Origin of the sequence: Streptosporangium sp. NPDC001559, assembly GCF_042893955.1 — a bacterium.
Classification (GTDB): domain Bacteria; phylum Actinomycetota; class Actinomycetes; order Streptosporangiales; family Streptosporangiaceae; genus Streptosporangium.
The window spans coordinates 152,242-168,490 of the sequence record NZ_JBIAVG010000001.1 but is presented as its reverse complement, the minus strand read 5'-3'; the positions used below and the strand labels follow the sequence as shown (position 1 = coordinate 168,490).

Here is a 16,249-nt window from a genome sequence, read left to right as displayed (position 1 = left end):
TGTTGACGCCTCAATCGACATAAGCGGGGCGAAGCGAACTCACGAGGGGACCCCTTCCCATGGCACAAGCCAAGACGGTGGCCGCACCACCACCGTCGGACCTGGGCACAACGCGACAGGGCCACCCATGGCTCACACTTCTGTCCGTGTCGCTCGGCGTGATCATGGTGATGCTGGACGGCACCGTCGTCTCCATCGCCAACCCGGTGATCGCCCAGGACCTCAAGGCATCTCTGTCCGACCTGCAGTGGGTGACCAGCGGTTACCTGCTCGCGCTCGCCGTGTTCCTGATCACCGCGGGGAAACTCGGTGACCTGTTCGGACACAAGCGAATCTTCCTGATCGGCGTCGCGGGCTTCGCGCTCAGCTCGCTCGCGATCGGCCTCAGTTCCTCGGTCGGCATGCTGATCGGGCTGCGCGTGCTCCAGGGCCTGTTCGGCGCGCTGCTGCAGCCCGCCGCCCTCGCGCTGCTGCGGGTCGCCTTCCCCGGCGAGCGGCTGAAGACGGCGATGGGTGCCTGGGGCGGCATCATCGGCCTGTCCAGCGCCGCGGGCCCGATCGTCGGCGGCCTGCTGGTCGAGAACGTCAGCTGGCAGTCGGTCTTCTTCATCAACGTCCCCGTGGGCATCGCCGCCCTGGCGATGGGCCTGTGGGTGCTGACCGAGAGCCGGGCGCGGACCCTGTCGAGGATCGACTGGCTGGGCGTCCTGCTGCTGTCGGTCGCGATGTTCTCCCTGGTCTGGGCGATCATCCAGGCCCCCACCTGGGGCTGGGGCGACGCGCGCACGATCGGCTTCCTGGCCGCGGCCGTGGTGGTCGGCGGAGTGTTCCTGTGGTGGCAGACCCGCTCGTCGGAGCCGCTCCTGCCGCTCAGCCTCTTCGCCAACGCCTCGGTCTCCATCGGCACCGGCCTGATGATGCTGGTCGCGTTCTCCATGTTCGGCGCGATGTTCTTCCTCACGTTCTTCTTCCAGGGCGTGCACGGCCTCTCGCCTCTGGAGTCGGGCATGCGGATGCTGCCGATGAGCGCGGGCATGATCGTCGCCTCACCGCTGGCCGCCGTGCTCATCGGCAGGTTCGGCACCAAGATCACGATCACGGGCGGCATGCTGATCACCGGGCTGGCGATGTTCCTGCTGTCCCGGCTCAGCCTCGACGCGGCGTTCATCGACAGCGGCATCCCGTTCGCCCTGCTCGCCTTCGGCCTCTCGCCGGTCTTCGTCGGCGCGACCGAGATCATCGTCGGCAACGCCCCGGAGGACCTCAGCGGCGTCGCGGGCGGAGTCCAGCAGTCGGCCATGCAGGTCGGCGGCGCGCTCGGCACGGCCATCCTCGGTGCGATCGTCTCGGCCAGGGTCGCCGACGTCTACCAGGACCACTGGACGCAGGCCAAGCTCCCCGCGCTGCCTCCGCAGCAGGTGGACGGGCTGCAGGAGCTCGCCACCTTCGGTGGGGCGCCGACCGCCCAGATGATGCCGAACGTGCCCGAGCCGCTCGTGCAGGCCATCGGCAAGGTCTCCCACCTGTCCTTCCTGGACGGCATGCACCTGGGCTTCACCGTCAGCACGGGCGTCGCGGTGCTGGCCGCCGTGCTCGCGCTGTTCGTCAAGGCGGGCCGCAAGAGCGAGGACGCCCCCATCCACATGGGGTGATCCTCCCGGCGGCTCCCGCCCTTTCCGGCGGGAGCCGTACGCGTCTCGGGCGGGGTCCGTGGAGAAACGGCGTGCGCCGGATCCGGGATCGCGGCCCCGCGGGCATAAAATCGTCAGGGTGAGCACGAAAATTCTCCCTGAGAGCGACATCCGTCCCGACCTCTCGTTCGGCGACGGCGACCACGAGCGGTTCGCCCACTACGTCGAGAAAGACAAGATCATGGAGAGCGCGTTCACCGGCACCCCGGTGCGCGCGATCTGCGGCAAGATCTGGGTGCCGAACCGGGACCCGCAGAAGTTCCCGGTCTGCCCCGAGTGCAAGGAGATCTACGAAGGACTCCCGAAGGGCGAGGACGACAGCGGCAACGAGTGAGTGTTGCTGACGGGTGATCGCCGCCGATGAGGCTACGGTCGGGATGTCACCGCCTGGCGGTTGACGGCCAGCGAACGTGACATCTCGGGGGAGTGCATGGCTCGGCGTGCGATCGCCGTCGTCTCGGCGTGCCTGTTCACCGTGGGCGCCCTGCCCGGACTCCCCGCCGCGGCGGCCGCCGTGAGCGGACGGGGTTGTACGGCGGGCGCGCGGGGAGCGCTCCCCGGCAGGGGCTCCGAGCCGTACGCCCCGGGGCCCGCGCAGGTCGCCGAGATGCTCGCCGACCTCGCGCTGCGCCGGTCGAGGGCGCGGCGCGCCCCGACGGCGACCATCACCGTCCCCACCTGGGCGCACGTCGTCACCGAGGGCGCCCTCGGGGCGCAGGACGACGCGGTGCGCGCGCAGATCGCCGCCCTCAACTCCGCCTACGGAGGCCGGTACGGCGGCGTGGACACCGGGGTCCGCTTCCGGCTCGACGGGATCACCAGGACCGAGAACCCGGCGTGGTTCCGCGGTCCGCTCACCTACGAACGGCCGCTCAAGCAGATGCGCCGGGGCGGCCCGGAGACCCTCAACCTCTACATCGCCCAGCTCGGTCAGCTCGTGCTCGGCTACTCGACCTACCCCCACTGGTACCGCAACGAGCCCCAGCTCGACGGTGTGGTCGTCGACTGGCGGACGCTGCCCGGCGGGTCGCTGCGGAACTTCGACCGTGGGTTCACCGCCGTCCACGAGATCGGCCACTGGCTGGGCCTGCTGCACACCTTCGAGAACGGCTGCGAGCCGCCCGGCGACGCGGTCGACGACACCCCGCCGGAGGGCCAGCCGACCGAGGGCTGCCCGGCGGCCAAGGACACCTGCAAGGGCGGCGGTTCCGACCCGATCCACAACTTCATGGACTACGCCCAGGATCGCTGTATGTCGGAGTTCACCACCGGACAAGCAGGCAGAATGCATGAAATATGGGCCCTTTACCGCATTCGGGAGGCGGCCACTACCCTTAACGGGTGACAGTACCGAAGACCCTCGACGCTCCATACCAGTCCCCCCGGATCTTCGGTCCGGAATACCGCACGGCCTCCCTCGGGATCCTGCTCGTCGTCACTCTGATCGCCTTCGAAGGCATGTCCGTCGGTGCCGTGATGCCCGCGGTGTCCGAGGACCTCGACGCGCTCGACCTGTACGGCATGAGCTTCTCGGCCTTCCTCATCGCGGGCCTGTTCGCCAACGTCGTCGCCGGGCTCTGGTCCGACCGCAGAGGGCACGCCTGGCCCTTCCTGCTCGGGGTCGGCCTGTTCGTGACCGGCATGGCGATGGCGGGCGCCGCCGGTTCGAAGGAACTGTTCATCGCGGCACGGGCCGTGCAGGGACTCGGCGGCGGGGCGGTCATCGTGGCGGTCTACGTGATGATCGCGCGGGTGTACGTGCCCGAGGCCAGGCCCAAGGTCTTCGCCGCGCTGTCGGCCGCCTGGGTGCTGCCCGCGCTGGTCGGCCCCGGCCTCGGCGGGCTCGTCGCCGCGACGCTCGGCTGGCGCTGGGTCTTCTACGGCATCGTGCCGCTGGTGATCCCCGCCCTGCTGATGCTCCTGCCCGCGCTGCGCCCGCGTGGGGCCGGCACCGGACCGGACACGGAGGCGGGGGTCGCTCCGGCGCCCTCCGGAGAGCGGTCGAGGCCGCTGGCGATGACCCTGGCGGCCTCGGCGACCGCCGTGGGCGCCGGAGCGCTCCTGTACGGCGTCGACCTCCTCCATCTGAACCCGGGGGTCGGCTGGTCCGCCACCCTGGCCGGTCTGGCGCTGCTGGTCGCGGGCCTGCCCAGGCTGCTGCCGCGCCGGGCGCTCATGTTCGGCCGGGGCCTGTCGACCACGGTGATGATGCGCGGTGTGCTCTCCGCGTCCTTCTTCGGGATCAACTCCTTCATCCCGCTGCTGCTCACCCAGGTGCGCGGCTTCTCGGTGATCGAGGGCGGGGTCGCGCTCACCATCGGCGCGCTCGGCTGGACGACCGGCTCCTACCTGCAGTCCAGGCGCGAGTTCGACCGCCCCCGCCTGGTACGGCTCGGTGCGGCCTCGGTCACTTCCGGCATCCTGCTCACCCTGCTCGCGCTGGTGCCCGGCGTGACCGGCTGGATCACCGTGCCCGCCTGGGTGCTCGCCGGATTCGGCATGGGCATCGCCATGACCAGCGTCAACGTCACCGCCATGCGCCAGTCTCCCGACGCCGAGCAGGGCGCGAACTCCGCCGCCCTTCAGGTCGTCGACACCCTTGGCAGCGCCCTGACGATCGGCTTCGGCGGAGTGCTGATCAACGTGATCGGCCACGACGACATCGCCACCGGTTACACCACGATCGCCGTCCTGATGGCGGCGGTCGGGCTGCTGGGGACGGCCGTCGCGGGCCGCATGCGGGAAGCCGCCTGAGCCGGTCGTTTTCCCGCTGACGACGATCATCTATAGCCGGACCGGGTAAGGACGGGCATGGTAGGACGGTAGAACCGTGACCACCGGGAAGGCAGGCGTCGTGGACGAACGACCTCGCCAGGCGTGGCCGCCGGAGCGCCCCGAGAGGGAGGACGCCTCCGGCGCGTCCCGCGTGCCACAGGACACGCCGCGTCGCACGCGCCGTGGGACCGCTCCCTACGCGACTCAGGAGACCCGGGCCCACGCCGCCCCCACCTGTGAGCCTCCCGCCGAGCCGCACGGGCCCGACGCCTCGCAGGAGGCACATGACGGCCGGGACGAGGGTCACCTGGTGTGGTCGCCCGTGGCGGAAACGGGCGGAACGCCTGGGGCATCGGGGGTGCCGGGGGCGTCGGGGGCGTGGTCGCCGGACAGGGGCCCGCGTCCCGCCCAGCACCGGGCCTCGCTCTGGGACCGGGACGAGGCGGAGCCCCCGGGGGCTCCGGGCCCGGCCGAGGCTTCGGAGACGGCGGACGGGGAACCGGTGCCCGTGCCGGTTGACGGCGGCCGTGGCGGCTGGGTGTCCGAGGAGACCGACGACGGAGACCTGCGGGGGTGGACCTCGGAGGAGTTCCGGGGGAGGACCGCCGGGCCCTGGGCGTTCTGGAGGCGCGGACGCGCCCGGCGCCAGGGCAGAACGCGGCGGGAGGCGGAGGGGATCTGGCCGGAGGAGTCGGTGTGGGAGACCCACCGGCCCTGGCCGCTCAACGACGACGACTCCCCCCAGGACGAGCTGCCGCCCTCGGCCCGCTGGTACGGCTCACCCGTGGCGCCTCCCCCCAGCAGGGCGGGACGGCTGCGGCGCCTGCTCCTCGGGACGGTGGCGGCGGCGGCCGGTCTCGCGGTCGGCTTCGCCGTCGCCGTGCTGCTCCCTCCGCTGCTGCTGTGGCAGGCCCCCTCGGACGCCCACGCCGCCACCAGGCCCGCCGTGGTGAGCGACCCCGCAACGGGTGTGACGTACCCGTTGCCCGCGGGCTGGCGGGCCGGCGCGGTGCCGCCGGTCACCGGGTTCACCTCCATCGCGGGCGGCGGCGCGGTGACGATCATGACCGGGCCCGCCGAGCCGGGAGACGACCTCGCCAAGACCGCGGCCCGTCTGGCGGACCTGTACGGCAGGCTGCTGCTCCACGGCGACGAGGTCAAGGTCGTCGACGACAGGGCGGTCACCGTGAACGGGCGGACCGGGCGAAGCCGTTCCCTGCGCGCGGAGTACCACGACGTCGTCAACCGGCCCGCCTACCTCAGGCTGGTCCTGCTCACCGGGAAGGGCGGCGAACCGGTCGTCGTGGTCGGTGTCGCCCAGCCCGACGATCCCGCCCTGCGCGGGGCGATCGACAAGGTGATCTCCGGGCTCCGTTAGCCCGTGCTCCGGCCCTGAGGGGCCCCACGGGCCTCGGGTGTCCTCCCGGGGTCCCAGGGGACGCGTCAGGGCGTGACGGCGGGTGGGGGAGCGGGTCGTCGGCGCCGGGGAGGGCCTGGTGGCGGGCGGTGGGCGGTGGCCGTGGGGCGGGCCGTACCCGGGTGGGAGGGGCCTTAGCACGCGGGGGCGTTCTCGGCGAGGATCTCGCCCGATCGGCACGCCTGACGGTTGCGGCGATTACTCTGATGACACTGTGAGCACCTTCGCCGCCTCCCACCTGTCCCCCTCGTTTCCGGACCGTGCCGCCTGGGGCACCGCGCCGAAGCTGCGCGCGTGGCAGCAGGAGGCGCTTGACCTGTATCTCAGGCGTGAGCCTCGCGACTTCCTCGCGGTCGCCACGCCCGGCGCGGGCAAGACGACTTTCGCGCTGCGCATCGCCAGCGAGCTGCTGTCGCGCGGGCTCATCCGGGCTGTGACGATCGTCACACCCACCGAGCATCTCAAGCAACAGTGGGCCGACGCCGCCTCCCGGGTCGGCATCGCCATCGACCCGGAGTTCAAGAACAGCCAGGGCGCGACCTCACGCGACTACGTCGGGGTCGCCGTCACCTACGCCCAGATCTCGATGCACCCGGCGCTGCACCGCGCCAGGACCGAGGCGCGCAAGACCCTGGTCATCTTCGACGAGATCCACCACGCGGGTGACGCGAAGTCCTGGGGCGACGGGGTGCGCGAGGCGTTCGAGCCCGCGACCCGGCGCCTGGCCCTGACGGGCACGCCGTTCAGGTCCGACGTCAACCCGATTCCGTTCGTCACCTACGCCGAGGACGGCGAGGGCGTACGGCGCAGCGTCTCCGACTACTCCTACGGCTACGGCCCGGCCCTGGCCGACGGCGTCGTCCGGCCGGTGATCTTCCTGGCCTACGCGGGGGAGATGCGCTGGCGGACCCGCGCGGGCGACGAGATCGCCGCGACGCTGGGCACGCCGCTCACCAAGGACCAGCTCGGCCAGGCCTGGAAGGCGGCCCTCGACCCCAAGGGTGACTGGATCCGCCAGGTGCTGCACGCCGCGGACCGGCGGCTGACCGAGGTGCGCAGGGGCGTCCCCGACGCCGGAGGCCTGGTCATCGCCACCGACCACGAGACGGCCCGCGCCTACGCCAGGCACATCCGCACGATCACCGGGGAGGGCGCCACGGTCGTGCTCTCCGACGACCCCGACGCGTCCAAGAAGATCAAGCAGTTCTCGGCCTCGCAGGACCGCTGGCTGGTCGCGGTCCGGATGGTCTCCGAGGGTGTCGACATCCCGCGCCTGGCGGTCGGGGTCTACGCCACGAGCACCTCGACCCCGCTGTTCTTCGCCCAGGCCGTCGGCCGTTTCGTGCGGGCGCGCAAGCGCGGGGAGACGGCCTCGGTCTTCCTGCCCTCGGTGCCGACCCTGATGGGTCTGGCCGGGGAGATGGAGGCCGAGCGCGACCACGTTCTCGACCGCAAGCCGCCAGAGGACGGCCTGGACGACTTCCTGCTCGACGACGCCCAGCGCAAGAAGGACAACCCCGACGTCGTCGGTGACGAGCTGCCCTTCGAGACGCTCGAGGCGGTCGCCACCTTCGACCGGGTCCTGTTCGACGGCGGCGAGTTCGGCACCGGCGCGGAGCCTGGCTCCCCCGAGGAGGAGGACTTCATCGGACTGCCCGGCCTGCTGGAGCCCGACCAGGTGCGCACACTGCTGAGCAAACGACAGTCCGACCAGCTGAAGGCCAAGCGCGCGGCCCCCGAGCCCAAGGAACCGCAGGTCGCCCCGCACGAGCTCATCGCCAACCTGCGCCGCGAGCTCAACACCCTGGTCGGGGCCTGGAACCACCGCACCGGCCAGCCCCACGGCGTCATCCACGCCGAGCTGCGCCGGGCCTGCGGCGGCCCGGCTATCGCCCAGGCGACCGCCGAACAGGTCCAAGAGCGGATCGACAAGATCCGCCAGTGGGCCGTCCAGCGTTCGCGCTGACCGGTGCCCGGCAGGGCCTGGACGCCTTCCGCGACGCTTCCCGTGACGCCTTCCGCGGTGTTCTCTGCGACTTTTTCCGTGACGTCTTCTGCGACTTCTCCCATGCGGGCCGTGCGGGCTCAGGGGACGCCTCCGTGGGCGTCGGGGACGCCGAGGGGCGGGGCGTGGCCGAGGAGACGACGGCGGGCTGTTCGAGCGGGATCGTCGGCCTGGTCAGCGTGGGACCGCTGATCCAGAACGTGGCCGCCTCAAGGCCGACCAGCGCGAACGCGCCTCCGACCCGGGCCGAGCCGCGGCCCCGCATCACCAGCCACAGGCCGAGCGGAGCCAGGACCAGCCACGAGATGCCGAGCAGGAGCATGTGGGATCACCACCGGAGGTCATGGAATACGACTCTCCGTAACTAGCTCCTGTCGTGCGGGGCGGTGGCGGCCTTTGACCTTTTATGACCCGCCTGTGGCCGCATACGGGAGGCCGGTCAGGAACGGAGCACCGGCTCGCCGGTGAGGACGGCCCCCGCGGCCCTGAGCTGGTCGAGGGCCGTCTCGGTCGTCTCCCTGGCGACCCCCGCCGTCAGGTCGAGCAGCACCCGTACGGCCAGTCCCTCGCGGACCGCGTCCAGGGCGGTGGCGCGCACACAGTGGTCGGTGGCGATGCCCACGACGTCGACCGTGTCCACCCGGCGGGCCGCCAGCCACTCGGCCAGGCCCGTGCCGTCCGGGGCGCCGCCCTCGAAACCGCTGTAGGCGGCGGCGTCGGCGCCCTTGCTGAAGACCTCCTCGACCCCGGTGGTGTCGAAGGCGGGGTGGAACAGCGCGCCGTGGCTCCCGGCCACGCAGTGGGCGGGCCAGGAGTCCACGTAGTCGGGGGAGGCGGAGAAGTGGTCGCCGGGATCGACGTGGAAGTCACGGGTGGCCACGACGTGGTCGTAGTCGTGCGAGGCGGCGTGCCTGGAGATGGCGGCGGCGACCTCGGCGCCACCGCCGACCGCGAGACTGCCCCCCTCGCAGAAGTCGTTCTGGACGTCGACGATGATCAGCGCTGTTGCCATGGGGTCAGTCAAACACGTCCGAGGCCGTGTCCGGCGGCCGGGTTCACCCGTCCGCGCCCGTCTTCACTCGTCGAAGACGGTGGGGACGGCCTCGTAGCCCCTGGCCAGCTGACGGGCCGTGGCGGGCAGCTCGGCGACGGCCAGCCGGTGCCGCTCACGGGCGGCCTCCAGCGGCTCGGCGCCCACGATCTCCCCGCCGCGCACCAGCTCCACCTGGAGCGGGCGGCTGTCGGCGGGCCGTTCGCCGGAGACGGTGACCAGCTCGGCGCCGGCCGTACCCGACTCGTCCAGCCTCCTGAAGGCGTGCTTGCGACCGCCCCGGCTCGGCTTGCCCACCGACCGCTTGGCCACCGGGCGCATCACACCCTCCCCGTCCTGCCTGGCGACGAGCTTGTAGACCAGCGCCGCGGTCGGCGCCCCGGAACCGGTGACCAGCGAGGTGCCGACGCCGTAGCCGTCGACGGGGGCCGCGGCGAGTGCGGCGATGGTGTACTCGTCCAGGTCACTGGTGACGATGATCCGGGTCTTGTGGGCGCCCAGCTCGTCGAGCTGGGCGCGGACCGCGTAGGCGACCTCGGCCAGGTCACCGGAGTCGAGCCTGACCGCCCCCAGGTCGGGACCCGCGAGCTCGACGCCGGTCCGTACGGCCTCCGCCACGTCGTAGGTGTCGACCAGCAGCGTGGTTCCGGCGCCGAGGGAGTCGATCTGGGCCCGGAAGGCCGCCTTCTCCGAGTCGTGGAGCAACGTGAAGGCGTGGGCGGCCGTCCCGGCGGTCGGCACGCCGTACAGGTGGCTCGCCATCAGGTTGGAGGAGGAGGCGAACCCGCACAGGTAGGCGGTCCGCGCGGCGGCCACGGCGGCCATCTCGTGGGTGCGCCGCGAACCCATCTCGATGATCGGCCTCGACCCGGCGGCGTGGACCATGCGGGAGGCCGCGGCCGCGATGGCGCAGTCGTGGTTGAGGATCGACAGGACCACGGTCTCCAGCAGCACGGCCTCGGCGAAGGTGCCCTCGACGGTCAGGATGGGGGAGCCGGGGAAGTAGCAGTCTCCCTCGCGGTAGCCGTACACGTCGCCGGAGAAGCGGTAGCCGGCCAGGAACTCCAGCGTGGGCTCGTCGACCACCCGGTTCTTCCGCAGGAAGGCCAGTTCACGCTCGCCGAACCGGAAGTCGCGCAGCGCGTCGAGCAGGCGCCCGGTGCCCGCCACCACCCCGTAGCGCCGTCCCTCGGGCAGATGCCTGGCGAACACCTCGAACGTCGCCCGCCGGAAGGCGACCCCGCCGCGCAACGCCGCCTGCAGCATCGTCAGCTCGTAGTGGTCGGTCAGCAGCGCGCTGCTCATGCTCGTACTCACGAGTCGAAGACTAAGCCCGAGGTAGGGCAGACTGGGGTACGTGGGTAGCACTGCTCCAATGGAGGTCGAGCGTCCGTCGAGCGACGTGCGGCCCGATCGGCCATGGTTGACGATCGTCTGGAACGACCCGGTCAACCTGATGTCCTATGTCACCTATGTCTTCCAATCCGTCTTCGGATACTCGAAGGAGAAGGCGGAGAAGCTGATGCTGGACGTGCATCACAAGGGAAGGGCCGTGGTGTCGAGCGGCACGCGCGAGGAGATGGAACGCGACGTGCAGATCATGCACTCCTACGGGCTGTGGGCCACGCTGCAGCAGGACTCGTGACCCGACACGAGAGTGACATCAGAGGGCGCCGGGGCGTGTGAGGCGTGTGGACGAGCGAAAGTGGTGAGCGAACGGTGAGTTCGGGATTCAGCCGTGGCCGCGAGGGCGGTGTCGTCACGAACTTCGACGACGCCGAGGTCTCCATCCTGAGATCGCTGGCCTCCCACACGCTGGACCTGGTCGAGCCGGGTGAGACGGGGGACGACCCGCTGGAGCGCGCGCTGGGCATCGGGCCCTCGGAGAAGCCCGACGACCCGGTGCTCGCCAGGCTCTTCCCCTCGGCCTACGAGGACGCCGAGCAGTCGGCCGACTTCCGCCGCTATACCGAGACCACCCTGCGCGAGGGCAAGCGGGCCGACGCGCGGACCATGCTCGACGGCCTGGAGACCGGTCACGCCGAGCTCACCCTGGAGCAGGCGCGGGCCTGGATGCGCGCCCTGAACGACGTCAGGCTGGTCCTCGGCACCCGGCTTGAGGTGACCGAGGAGGTCCACAACGAGCTGGCCGGGATGAGCGAGGACGATCCCCGCTATCCGGTCCTCGTCCTGTACGACTGGCTGACCTACCTCCAGGAGACCCTGGTCCACGCCCTTTGGTAACTTCCAGGCATGCTCACCATCTCCCGGGAACTGGTTGACAGGATCATCGCGCACGCACGGGCCGACCACCCGGACGAGGCCTGCGGCGTGATCGCCGGACCGATCGGCTCCGACTCCCCGCAGCGGTTCGTCGCGATGGTCAACGCCGAACGGTCGCCGACCTTCTACCGCTTCGACTCGCTGGAGCAGCTGCGCGTCTGGCGCGAGATGGACGACCTCGACGAGGAACCGGTGGTCATCTACCACTCCCACACCTCGACGGAGGCCTACCCCTCGCGCACCGACATCAGCTACGCCTCGGAGCCCAACGCCCACTACGTGCTGGTCTCCACCCGCGAGGAGCTGGGCGAGGAGGTCGAGTTCCGGTCCTACCGCATCCTCGACGGCGTGGTGACCGAGGAAGAGGTCAAGATCGTCCCAGCGTGACGGCCGTCTCGGGGGTGACACGGCAATGGGGGAGGAAAACCCGTTGGGTAGACTGGCGGTCATGATGACCGCCGACCCGAGCCAGGAGGACGTCGTGCTCTCACGTCCCGATGCGTGGGCCGGGAACGCGGGCCTCGCGCCCGTGCAGAACTTCCTGTTCGCGCACACCCCCTCCGTCGTCGTCTACGACTGTCGCTGATGACAGCTCCGGACCTCCCTCCGGAATCCCCCCGTGCCCACCGGTGTTCCGAACCGGTGGACGCCTCCCCGACGACAGCACGACGACACAAGGAGACTGACCCGCGATGGCCATCGAGGTTCGCATTCCCACCATCCTGCGCACCTTCACCGAGGGTGCCAAGGCTGTCGACGCCAAGGGCGCGACGCTGGAGGAGCTGATCGGCGACCTGGACTCCCGGCACCCCGGGCTGAAGGACCGTCTGGTCGACAAGGGCGCGCTGCGCCGTTTCGTGAACGTCTACCTCAACGACGAGGACGTCCGCTTCCTGGGCGGCCTGGAGACCCCCGTCGCCGACGGCGACACGGTCACCGTCCTTCCGGCCGTGGCCGGCGGCTCCCGCTAGCGAGACATATGGGCCACCACCGGTTCGGTGGTGGCCCACGCCGATGTTTCTGGTTTGTTAACACGAGGCGGAAGCCCTACACCATGCGCTTTGACTCACTGATCGACTCGGTAGGTCGTACCCCCCTGGTCGGCCTGCCCCGACTCTCCCCCTCACAGGACGTGCGGATCTGGGCCAAGCTCGAAGACCGCAACCCGACGGGCTCGATCAAGGACCGCCCGGCGCTGTGGATGATCGAGCAGGCCGAGAAGGACGGGCTGCTGCGGCCCGGCTGCACGATCCTCGAACCCACCAGCGGCAACACGGGCATCTCACTGGCGATGTCCGCCCGGCTCAAGGGCTACCGGCTGATCTGCGTGATGCCGGAGAACACCTCGGAGGAGCGCCGCCAGCTGCTGCGGATGTGGGGAGCGGAGATCGTCTCCTCCCCGGCGGCCGGTGGCTCGAACGAGGCCGTACGGGTCGCCAAGGGCATGGCGGCGGAGAACCCCGACTGGGTGATGCTCTACCAGTACGGAAACCCGGCCAACTGGCGCTCGCACTACGAGACGACGGGGCCGGAGATTCTGGAGGACCTGCCGTCCGTCACCCACTTCGTCGCCGGCCTGGGCACGACCGGCACCCTGATGGGCGTCGGCCGCTTCCTGCGCGAGCGCGTCCCCGGCGTGCGGATCGTGGCCGCCGAGCCGCGCTACGGCGAGCTGGTGTACGGCCTGCGCAACGTGGACGAGGGCTTCATCCCCGAGCTCTACGACCCCGACGTCCTGACCACCCGTTTCTCCGTCTCCTCGGGAGACGCGCTACGGCGGACCAGGGAACTGCTGTCCACCGAGGGCATCTTCGCGGGCGTCTCGACCGGTGCCGCCCTGCACGGGGCGCTCGGCATGGCGACCAAGGCCGTCAAGGAGGGCGAGCGCGCCGACATCGTGTTCGTGGTGGCCGACGGCGGCTGGAAGTACCTGTCGACCGGCGCCTACGAGGGCACGCTGGACGAGGCCGAGGAACGCCTCGAAGGCCAGCTCTGGGCCTGATTTCCCCCTGTGGTCCCCGGGAGGCCGTGAGCTGGCCTTCCGGGAGGGTCTCCTAGCGGGTGTAGGGCGACGCCGCCTCTGTGAGTGCGCGGACGGTGTCGTCGGCGTTCGCCTGGAGCAGGCCGTTGTTCACCATGGGGGCGCAGCCCGGCATGACGTCGACGGTCGCGGCCGGGCCGTCCGGATAGCGGAAGCGCAGCTGGAAAGGCCGCCCGCGCAGGTCCGGGATCCGGCGGCAGGTGTTGTCGCCGGGCCGGGTGTCAAGGGCGTTCAGGGCCCTGGTCAGGGCCTCGGCGGCCTTGGCGTCGTGCTCCCGTCGTACGGCGGGAGCGTCCGGCCGGTAGGGCTGCCCGCAGGCCAGGACCGAGACGGCTCCCTCGGGCACCATCTGTTCGTTCTGCCCCCTGCGGCCGGTCGGCCGGCCCTGGCAGGGGTCGGCGGGCCGTACGGGGCGCCAGGCGCCGGTCTCGTAGGCGGCGGTGATCTCCGGCCCGACGTAGGAGGGGCTGCTGACGGCGCCGTTGGTGGTCGTCACACAGGAGTTGACCTCCTCGGCGCTGCCCAGCCACAGGACCTTTCCGTCGTCGTAGACGAAACGGATGAGGTAGTTGGTCATCGGGCCGCCCATCAGTGTGCAGGGCCCCGAAGGGGCCTTCTCGGCGGCGGGAAGGTAGTCCAGGTCGCGGGCCATCGCCACGGCTCCTTCCGCCAGGGGCCTGGACCCGGCCAGCCGCGCGCCGCCGGGATGGGCGTTGTCCCCGGGGTAGGCGCAGATCAGCGCCGAGACCGGAGCACCGGGCACGAGGGATCCGCCGGCCCCGGCGACATCGGAGGAGCCGGGCACCCAGCCGCCGGGGGCGTCGCCGCCCCACCGCTGCGGGCACGGCGGCGGGGCCGCAGGAGGCCCGGCGGCCGGCTGTGAGGCCAGTACGGCGGTGGCGCACCCGACGACGGCCAGGACGATCACGATCACGGGCAGGGACTTCACGACGATGACACGTCGGAGACGGGGAATCGGTTCACCGGCTTCACCGTAGGGGCGCGGGTTGTGGTTCGCGGCGGGGAGAAACGCCGAGGGCGGGCGCCCCGGGTGGGACGCCCGCCCTCGGGCGGTGGGTTCGGGAAGGGTCAGTTGAACACCAGTCGCATGGAGAAGGTCGAGTCGCTGCCCGACTGGGTTCCGCTGATGCCCACGGCCTTCAGGACCTGGAGGCTGGCCCGCTCCTCGCCCTGGAGGTTCTGCAGGTAGAGGTGCTCCAGCTTGTCAAGGTCGACGTAGGCGGCGAAGGTCGCCTTCTCGGCGTCGGGGACCGCCAGCCTGAAGCCCTCGTTGTCGCCGAGGGCGCCGTCCTTGGCCAGTTCGGCGGCGTACTCGGGGGAGCTGGCCAGCACGAAGCTGCCGTCGCCGGGGGCCTTGGCCAGTTGCGGGGTCGTGGTGCCGGAGTCGGCGAGAGCCTTCTCGATCTTGGCGACGATCTCCTGCGCCTTGGCGGGGTCGGTGATGACGCGGGCGCCGAACCTCGGCTGGTTGGCGTCCAGGCCCCTGGAGTCCAGGGCCAGGGTCAGGTTCTTGCCGAGCAGCGTGGACAGGTCGGCGGGCAGGGCGAGGCCGTACTGCTGCTGGGCCTGGTCGGCGAACCGCTGAAGACCGGCACCGGTCTGGTCGGCGGACTTCAGGATCTGGGCCCACTGCTTGCCGACGACGTCACCGAGGCCGGAGATGGACAGGGCGGCGGCGGTCGATGCGGGAAGCGTGCTGATCCTGGAGGTCTCGGGCTGGCCCATGTCCAGGTTCTGCGCGCCACGGGTGACGCCGGCCAGTTCGACGTAGTCGCCGTCGAAGCGCAGCGCGCCGGCGACCCTGAGGTTCTTGATCTGCGCGAGCGCCTCGGGGTTGGTGGTGGCCACCTCGGGCGCGAAGTCGGCGATCTTCCCGGCGTGGAGCCAGAAGGACAGGACACCGGTCTCGCCCAGGGCGTTCAGGTCGTCGGAGAAGGCGGTGTTGTCGGACAGCGGCGCGACCTTGACGGCCTGGTCGGCCTGGTCCTGGGTCTGGGCGAGCAGCGCGTAGTCCTCGCGGAAGGCGACGCCGTACTTCGCGCCGCCCATCAGCTTGGAGAGCCCGGCCTTCGCCTTGTCCTGGTCGGAGACCTGCACGGCCACGACCACGCCCGGCTCCGCGCCCGCCTTGGTCGGGGAGAGCACGGCGACGCCGATGCGGCTGCCGAGCCAGGGCTCGACGTCGGTGGCGTAGTTGATCTTGTCCAGGCCGCCGTCCTCCTTGATCAGGTCGCACAGCGCCTTGCGCGGGTCGTCCCCGGTGAAGGAGGAGCGGGTGACGTCGAACTTCCTGGCGATGCTGAACAGCGCCAGTTTCTGGTTGGCGGCCGGGTCGAGGTCCAGGCGCACGTAGCCGATCGCGTCACCGGGCAGCACGTCGTGGGGCTGGGTGCCGCCGCCGCTCAGCAGGCTGACCGCGAAGGCGCCACCGCCGCCGACGAGGGCGACGACCAGCGCGGCGATCAACCCGATCAGCCAGCCCCTGCCCTTCTTGGCGGGCCGGGGGGTCGGCTGCCCGGGGCCGAGGAAGTCCGGGTTCTGCTGCCAGGTGGGCTGCTGGCCGTAGCCGGGCTGCTGGCCGTGGTTCTGCGGGTAACCCGGCTGGGCCTGCTGGCCGTACCCCGCCTGCTGACCGTACGCCTGCTGGCCGTAGCCGGGCTGCTGACCGTAACCGGGCTGCTGACCGTAACCGGGCTGCTGACCGTACGCCTGTTGCTGGCCGTAGGCCTGCTGGTCCTGGTTCTGCTGGCCGTAGCCGGGCTGCTGGTAACCGCCGTCCTGGGGGTAGCCCTGAGGTTGTGGCCGGTAGGCGATCGTCCTGTCAGGTTCCTGGCCCGGGTAGGGCGGCTGGCCGGGGGGGTTGTTGGCAGACATGCTCACTCACAATGTGGACTTCTCTCGGATACCGAGAAGTTAGTGCACATCGGTAGCAACCCGCTTGCATTGAACTAACCACGCGATTGCT

At 71.0% G+C, this 16,249-nt stretch carries 17 protein-coding genes; 13 read left to right on the top strand and 4 right to left on the bottom strand.

Going from position 1 to position 16,249, the window contains the following annotated elements; genetic code table 11:
- Positions 1-59: 59 nt before the first annotated feature.
- The 7 genes from ACFYY8_RS00795 (at position 60) to ACFYY8_RS00765 (ending at position 8,256) form a co-directional block, all read left to right on the top strand.
- Entirely contained in the window at positions 60-1,652 is a 1,593-nt protein-coding gene (locus ACFYY8_RS00795; protein ID WP_390035775.1) for an MFS transporter, read from the top strand.
- Between the two features lie 118 nt (positions 1,653-1,770).
- Positions 1,771-2,025 carry a DUF3039 domain-containing protein gene (locus ACFYY8_RS00790; RefSeq protein ID WP_390035773.1) on the top strand — a complete coding sequence of 85 codons (255 nt, stop codon included), beginning with the start codon at positions 1,771-1,773 and terminating at the stop codon, positions 2,023-2,025.
- 96 nt (positions 2,026-2,121) lie between these two features.
- Positions 2,122-3,036, top strand: coding sequence for a zinc metalloprotease (locus ACFYY8_RS00785; protein ID WP_390035771.1), 915 nt, complete (start codon positions 2,122-2,124; stop codon positions 3,034-3,036).
- Positions 3,033-4,445, top strand: coding sequence for an MFS transporter (locus ACFYY8_RS00780; protein WP_390035769.1), 1,413 nt, complete (start codon positions 3,033-3,035; stop codon positions 4,443-4,445). Before ACFYY8_RS00785 ends, ACFYY8_RS00780 begins: the two co-directional genes overlap by 4 nt.
- Positions 4,446-4,521: 76 nt before the next feature.
- Positions 4,522-5,844: a hypothetical protein gene (locus ACFYY8_RS00775; RefSeq protein ID WP_390035767.1), complete on the top strand. Its 1,323-nt coding sequence runs from the start codon at positions 4,522-4,524 to the stop codon at positions 5,842-5,844.
- A 253-nt stretch (positions 5,845-6,097) separates the two neighbouring features.
- On the top strand, positions 6,098-7,849 hold the full coding sequence (locus tag ACFYY8_RS00770) for a DEAD/DEAH box helicase (RefSeq protein WP_390035765.1): 1,752 nt from the start codon (positions 6,098-6,100) through the stop codon (positions 7,847-7,849).
- Positions 7,825-8,256, top strand: coding sequence for a hypothetical protein (locus ACFYY8_RS00765; RefSeq protein WP_390035763.1), 432 nt, complete (start codon positions 7,825-7,827; stop codon positions 8,254-8,256). The genes ACFYY8_RS00770 and ACFYY8_RS00765 overlap by 25 nt, the downstream gene beginning before the upstream one ends.
- A gap of 71 nt (positions 8,257-8,327) precedes the next feature.
- On the opposite strand, the gene ACFYY8_RS00760 is transcribed toward ACFYY8_RS00765, so the two are convergent.
- Positions 8,328-8,900, bottom strand: coding sequence for a nicotinamidase (locus ACFYY8_RS00760; protein WP_390035761.1), 573 nt, complete (start codon positions 8,898-8,900; stop codon positions 8,328-8,330).
- A 63-nt stretch (positions 8,901-8,963) separates the two neighbouring features.
- Positions 8,964-10,244 (bottom strand): nicotinate phosphoribosyltransferase, encoded by a 1,281-nt coding sequence (locus ACFYY8_RS00755; RefSeq protein WP_390036905.1) that lies wholly within the window; start codon positions 10,242-10,244, stop codon positions 8,964-8,966.
- A gap of 70 nt (positions 10,245-10,314) precedes the next feature.
- Here ACFYY8_RS00755 and clpS point away from each other — a divergent pair, with 70 nt between their 5' ends.
- The 6 genes from clpS to ACFYY8_RS00725 all read left to right on the top strand — a co-directional run bounded on the left by clpS (position 10,315) and on the right by ACFYY8_RS00725 (position 13,224).
- Entirely contained in the window at positions 10,315-10,584 is a 270-nt protein-coding gene (gene clpS / locus ACFYY8_RS00750) for an ATP-dependent Clp protease adapter ClpS (protein WP_390035759.1), read from the top strand.
- A gap of 74 nt (positions 10,585-10,658) precedes the next feature.
- Entirely contained in the window at positions 10,659-11,183 is a 525-nt protein-coding gene (locus ACFYY8_RS00745; protein WP_390035757.1) for a DUF2017 domain-containing protein, read from the top strand.
- Positions 11,184-11,192: 9 nt separating this feature from the next.
- The gene (locus ACFYY8_RS00740) at positions 11,193-11,609 is read left to right on the top strand and encodes a M67 family metallopeptidase (RefSeq protein ID WP_352009606.1); all 417 of its coding nucleotides are present in this window, start codon (positions 11,193-11,195) and stop codon (positions 11,607-11,609) included.
- A gap of 61 nt (positions 11,610-11,670) precedes the next feature.
- Positions 11,671-11,808 (top strand): hypothetical protein, encoded by a 138-nt coding sequence (locus ACFYY8_RS00735; RefSeq protein WP_352009605.1) that lies wholly within the window; start codon positions 11,671-11,673, stop codon positions 11,806-11,808.
- Between the two features lie 106 nt (positions 11,809-11,914).
- Positions 11,915-12,193 (top strand): MoaD/ThiS family protein, encoded by a 279-nt coding sequence (locus tag ACFYY8_RS00730; protein ID WP_352009604.1) that lies wholly within the window; start codon positions 11,915-11,917, stop codon positions 12,191-12,193.
- A gap of 83 nt (positions 12,194-12,276) precedes the next feature.
- Positions 12,277-13,224: a PLP-dependent cysteine synthase family protein gene (locus ACFYY8_RS00725; RefSeq protein WP_390035754.1), complete on the top strand. Its 948-nt coding sequence runs from the start codon at positions 12,277-12,279 to the stop codon at positions 13,222-13,224.
- 52 nt (positions 13,225-13,276) lie between these two features.
- Here ACFYY8_RS00725 and ACFYY8_RS00720 read toward each other — a convergent pair whose 3' ends face one another.
- Together ACFYY8_RS00720 and ACFYY8_RS00715 are read right to left on the bottom strand one after the other, a co-directional pair.
- On the bottom strand, positions 13,277-14,212 hold the full coding sequence (locus ACFYY8_RS00720) for a hypothetical protein (protein WP_390035752.1): 936 nt from the start codon (positions 14,210-14,212) through the stop codon (positions 13,277-13,279).
- Between the two features lie 140 nt (positions 14,213-14,352).
- Positions 14,353-16,158, bottom strand: coding sequence for a DUF3352 domain-containing protein (locus tag ACFYY8_RS00715; RefSeq protein ID WP_390035750.1), 1,806 nt, complete (start codon positions 16,156-16,158; stop codon positions 14,353-14,355).
- Positions 16,159-16,249: the final 91 nt, after the last annotated feature.

What these genes read in the sequence shown, in the direction of transcription:
- ACFYY8_RS00795 (WP_390035775.1), top strand. Translation starts at nt 60, where the DNA reads ATGGCACAAGCCAAGACGGTGGCCGCACCACCACCGTCGGACCTGGGC.
- ACFYY8_RS00785 (WP_390035771.1), top strand. Translation starts at nt 2,122, where the DNA reads ATGGCTCGGCGTGCGATCGCCGTCGTCTCGGCGTGCCTGTTCACCGTG.
- ACFYY8_RS00760 (WP_390035761.1), bottom strand. Translation starts at nt 8,900, where the DNA reads ATGGCAACAGCGCTGATCATCGTCGACGTCCAGAACGACTTCTGCGAG.
- ACFYY8_RS00755 (WP_390036905.1), bottom strand. Translation starts at nt 10,244, where the DNA reads ATGAGCAGCGCGCTGCTGACCGACCACTACGAGCTGACGATGCTGCAG.
- clpS (WP_390035759.1), top strand. Translation starts at nt 10,315, where the DNA reads ATGGAGGTCGAGCGTCCGTCGAGCGACGTGCGGCCCGATCGGCCATGG.
- ACFYY8_RS00740 (WP_352009606.1), top strand. Translation starts at nt 11,193, where the DNA reads ATGCTCACCATCTCCCGGGAACTGGTTGACAGGATCATCGCGCACGCA.
- ACFYY8_RS00735 (WP_352009605.1), top strand. Translation starts at nt 11,671, where the DNA reads ATGATGACCGCCGACCCGAGCCAGGAGGACGTCGTGCTCTCACGTCCC.
- ACFYY8_RS00730 (WP_352009604.1), top strand. Translation starts at nt 11,915, where the DNA reads ATGGCCATCGAGGTTCGCATTCCCACCATCCTGCGCACCTTCACCGAG.
- ACFYY8_RS00725 (WP_390035754.1), top strand. Translation starts at nt 12,277, where the DNA reads ATGCGCTTTGACTCACTGATCGACTCGGTAGGTCGTACCCCCCTGGTC.
- ACFYY8_RS00715 (WP_390035750.1), bottom strand. Translation starts at nt 16,158, where the DNA reads ATGTCTGCCAACAACCCCCCCGGCCAGCCGCCCTACCCGGGCCAGGAA.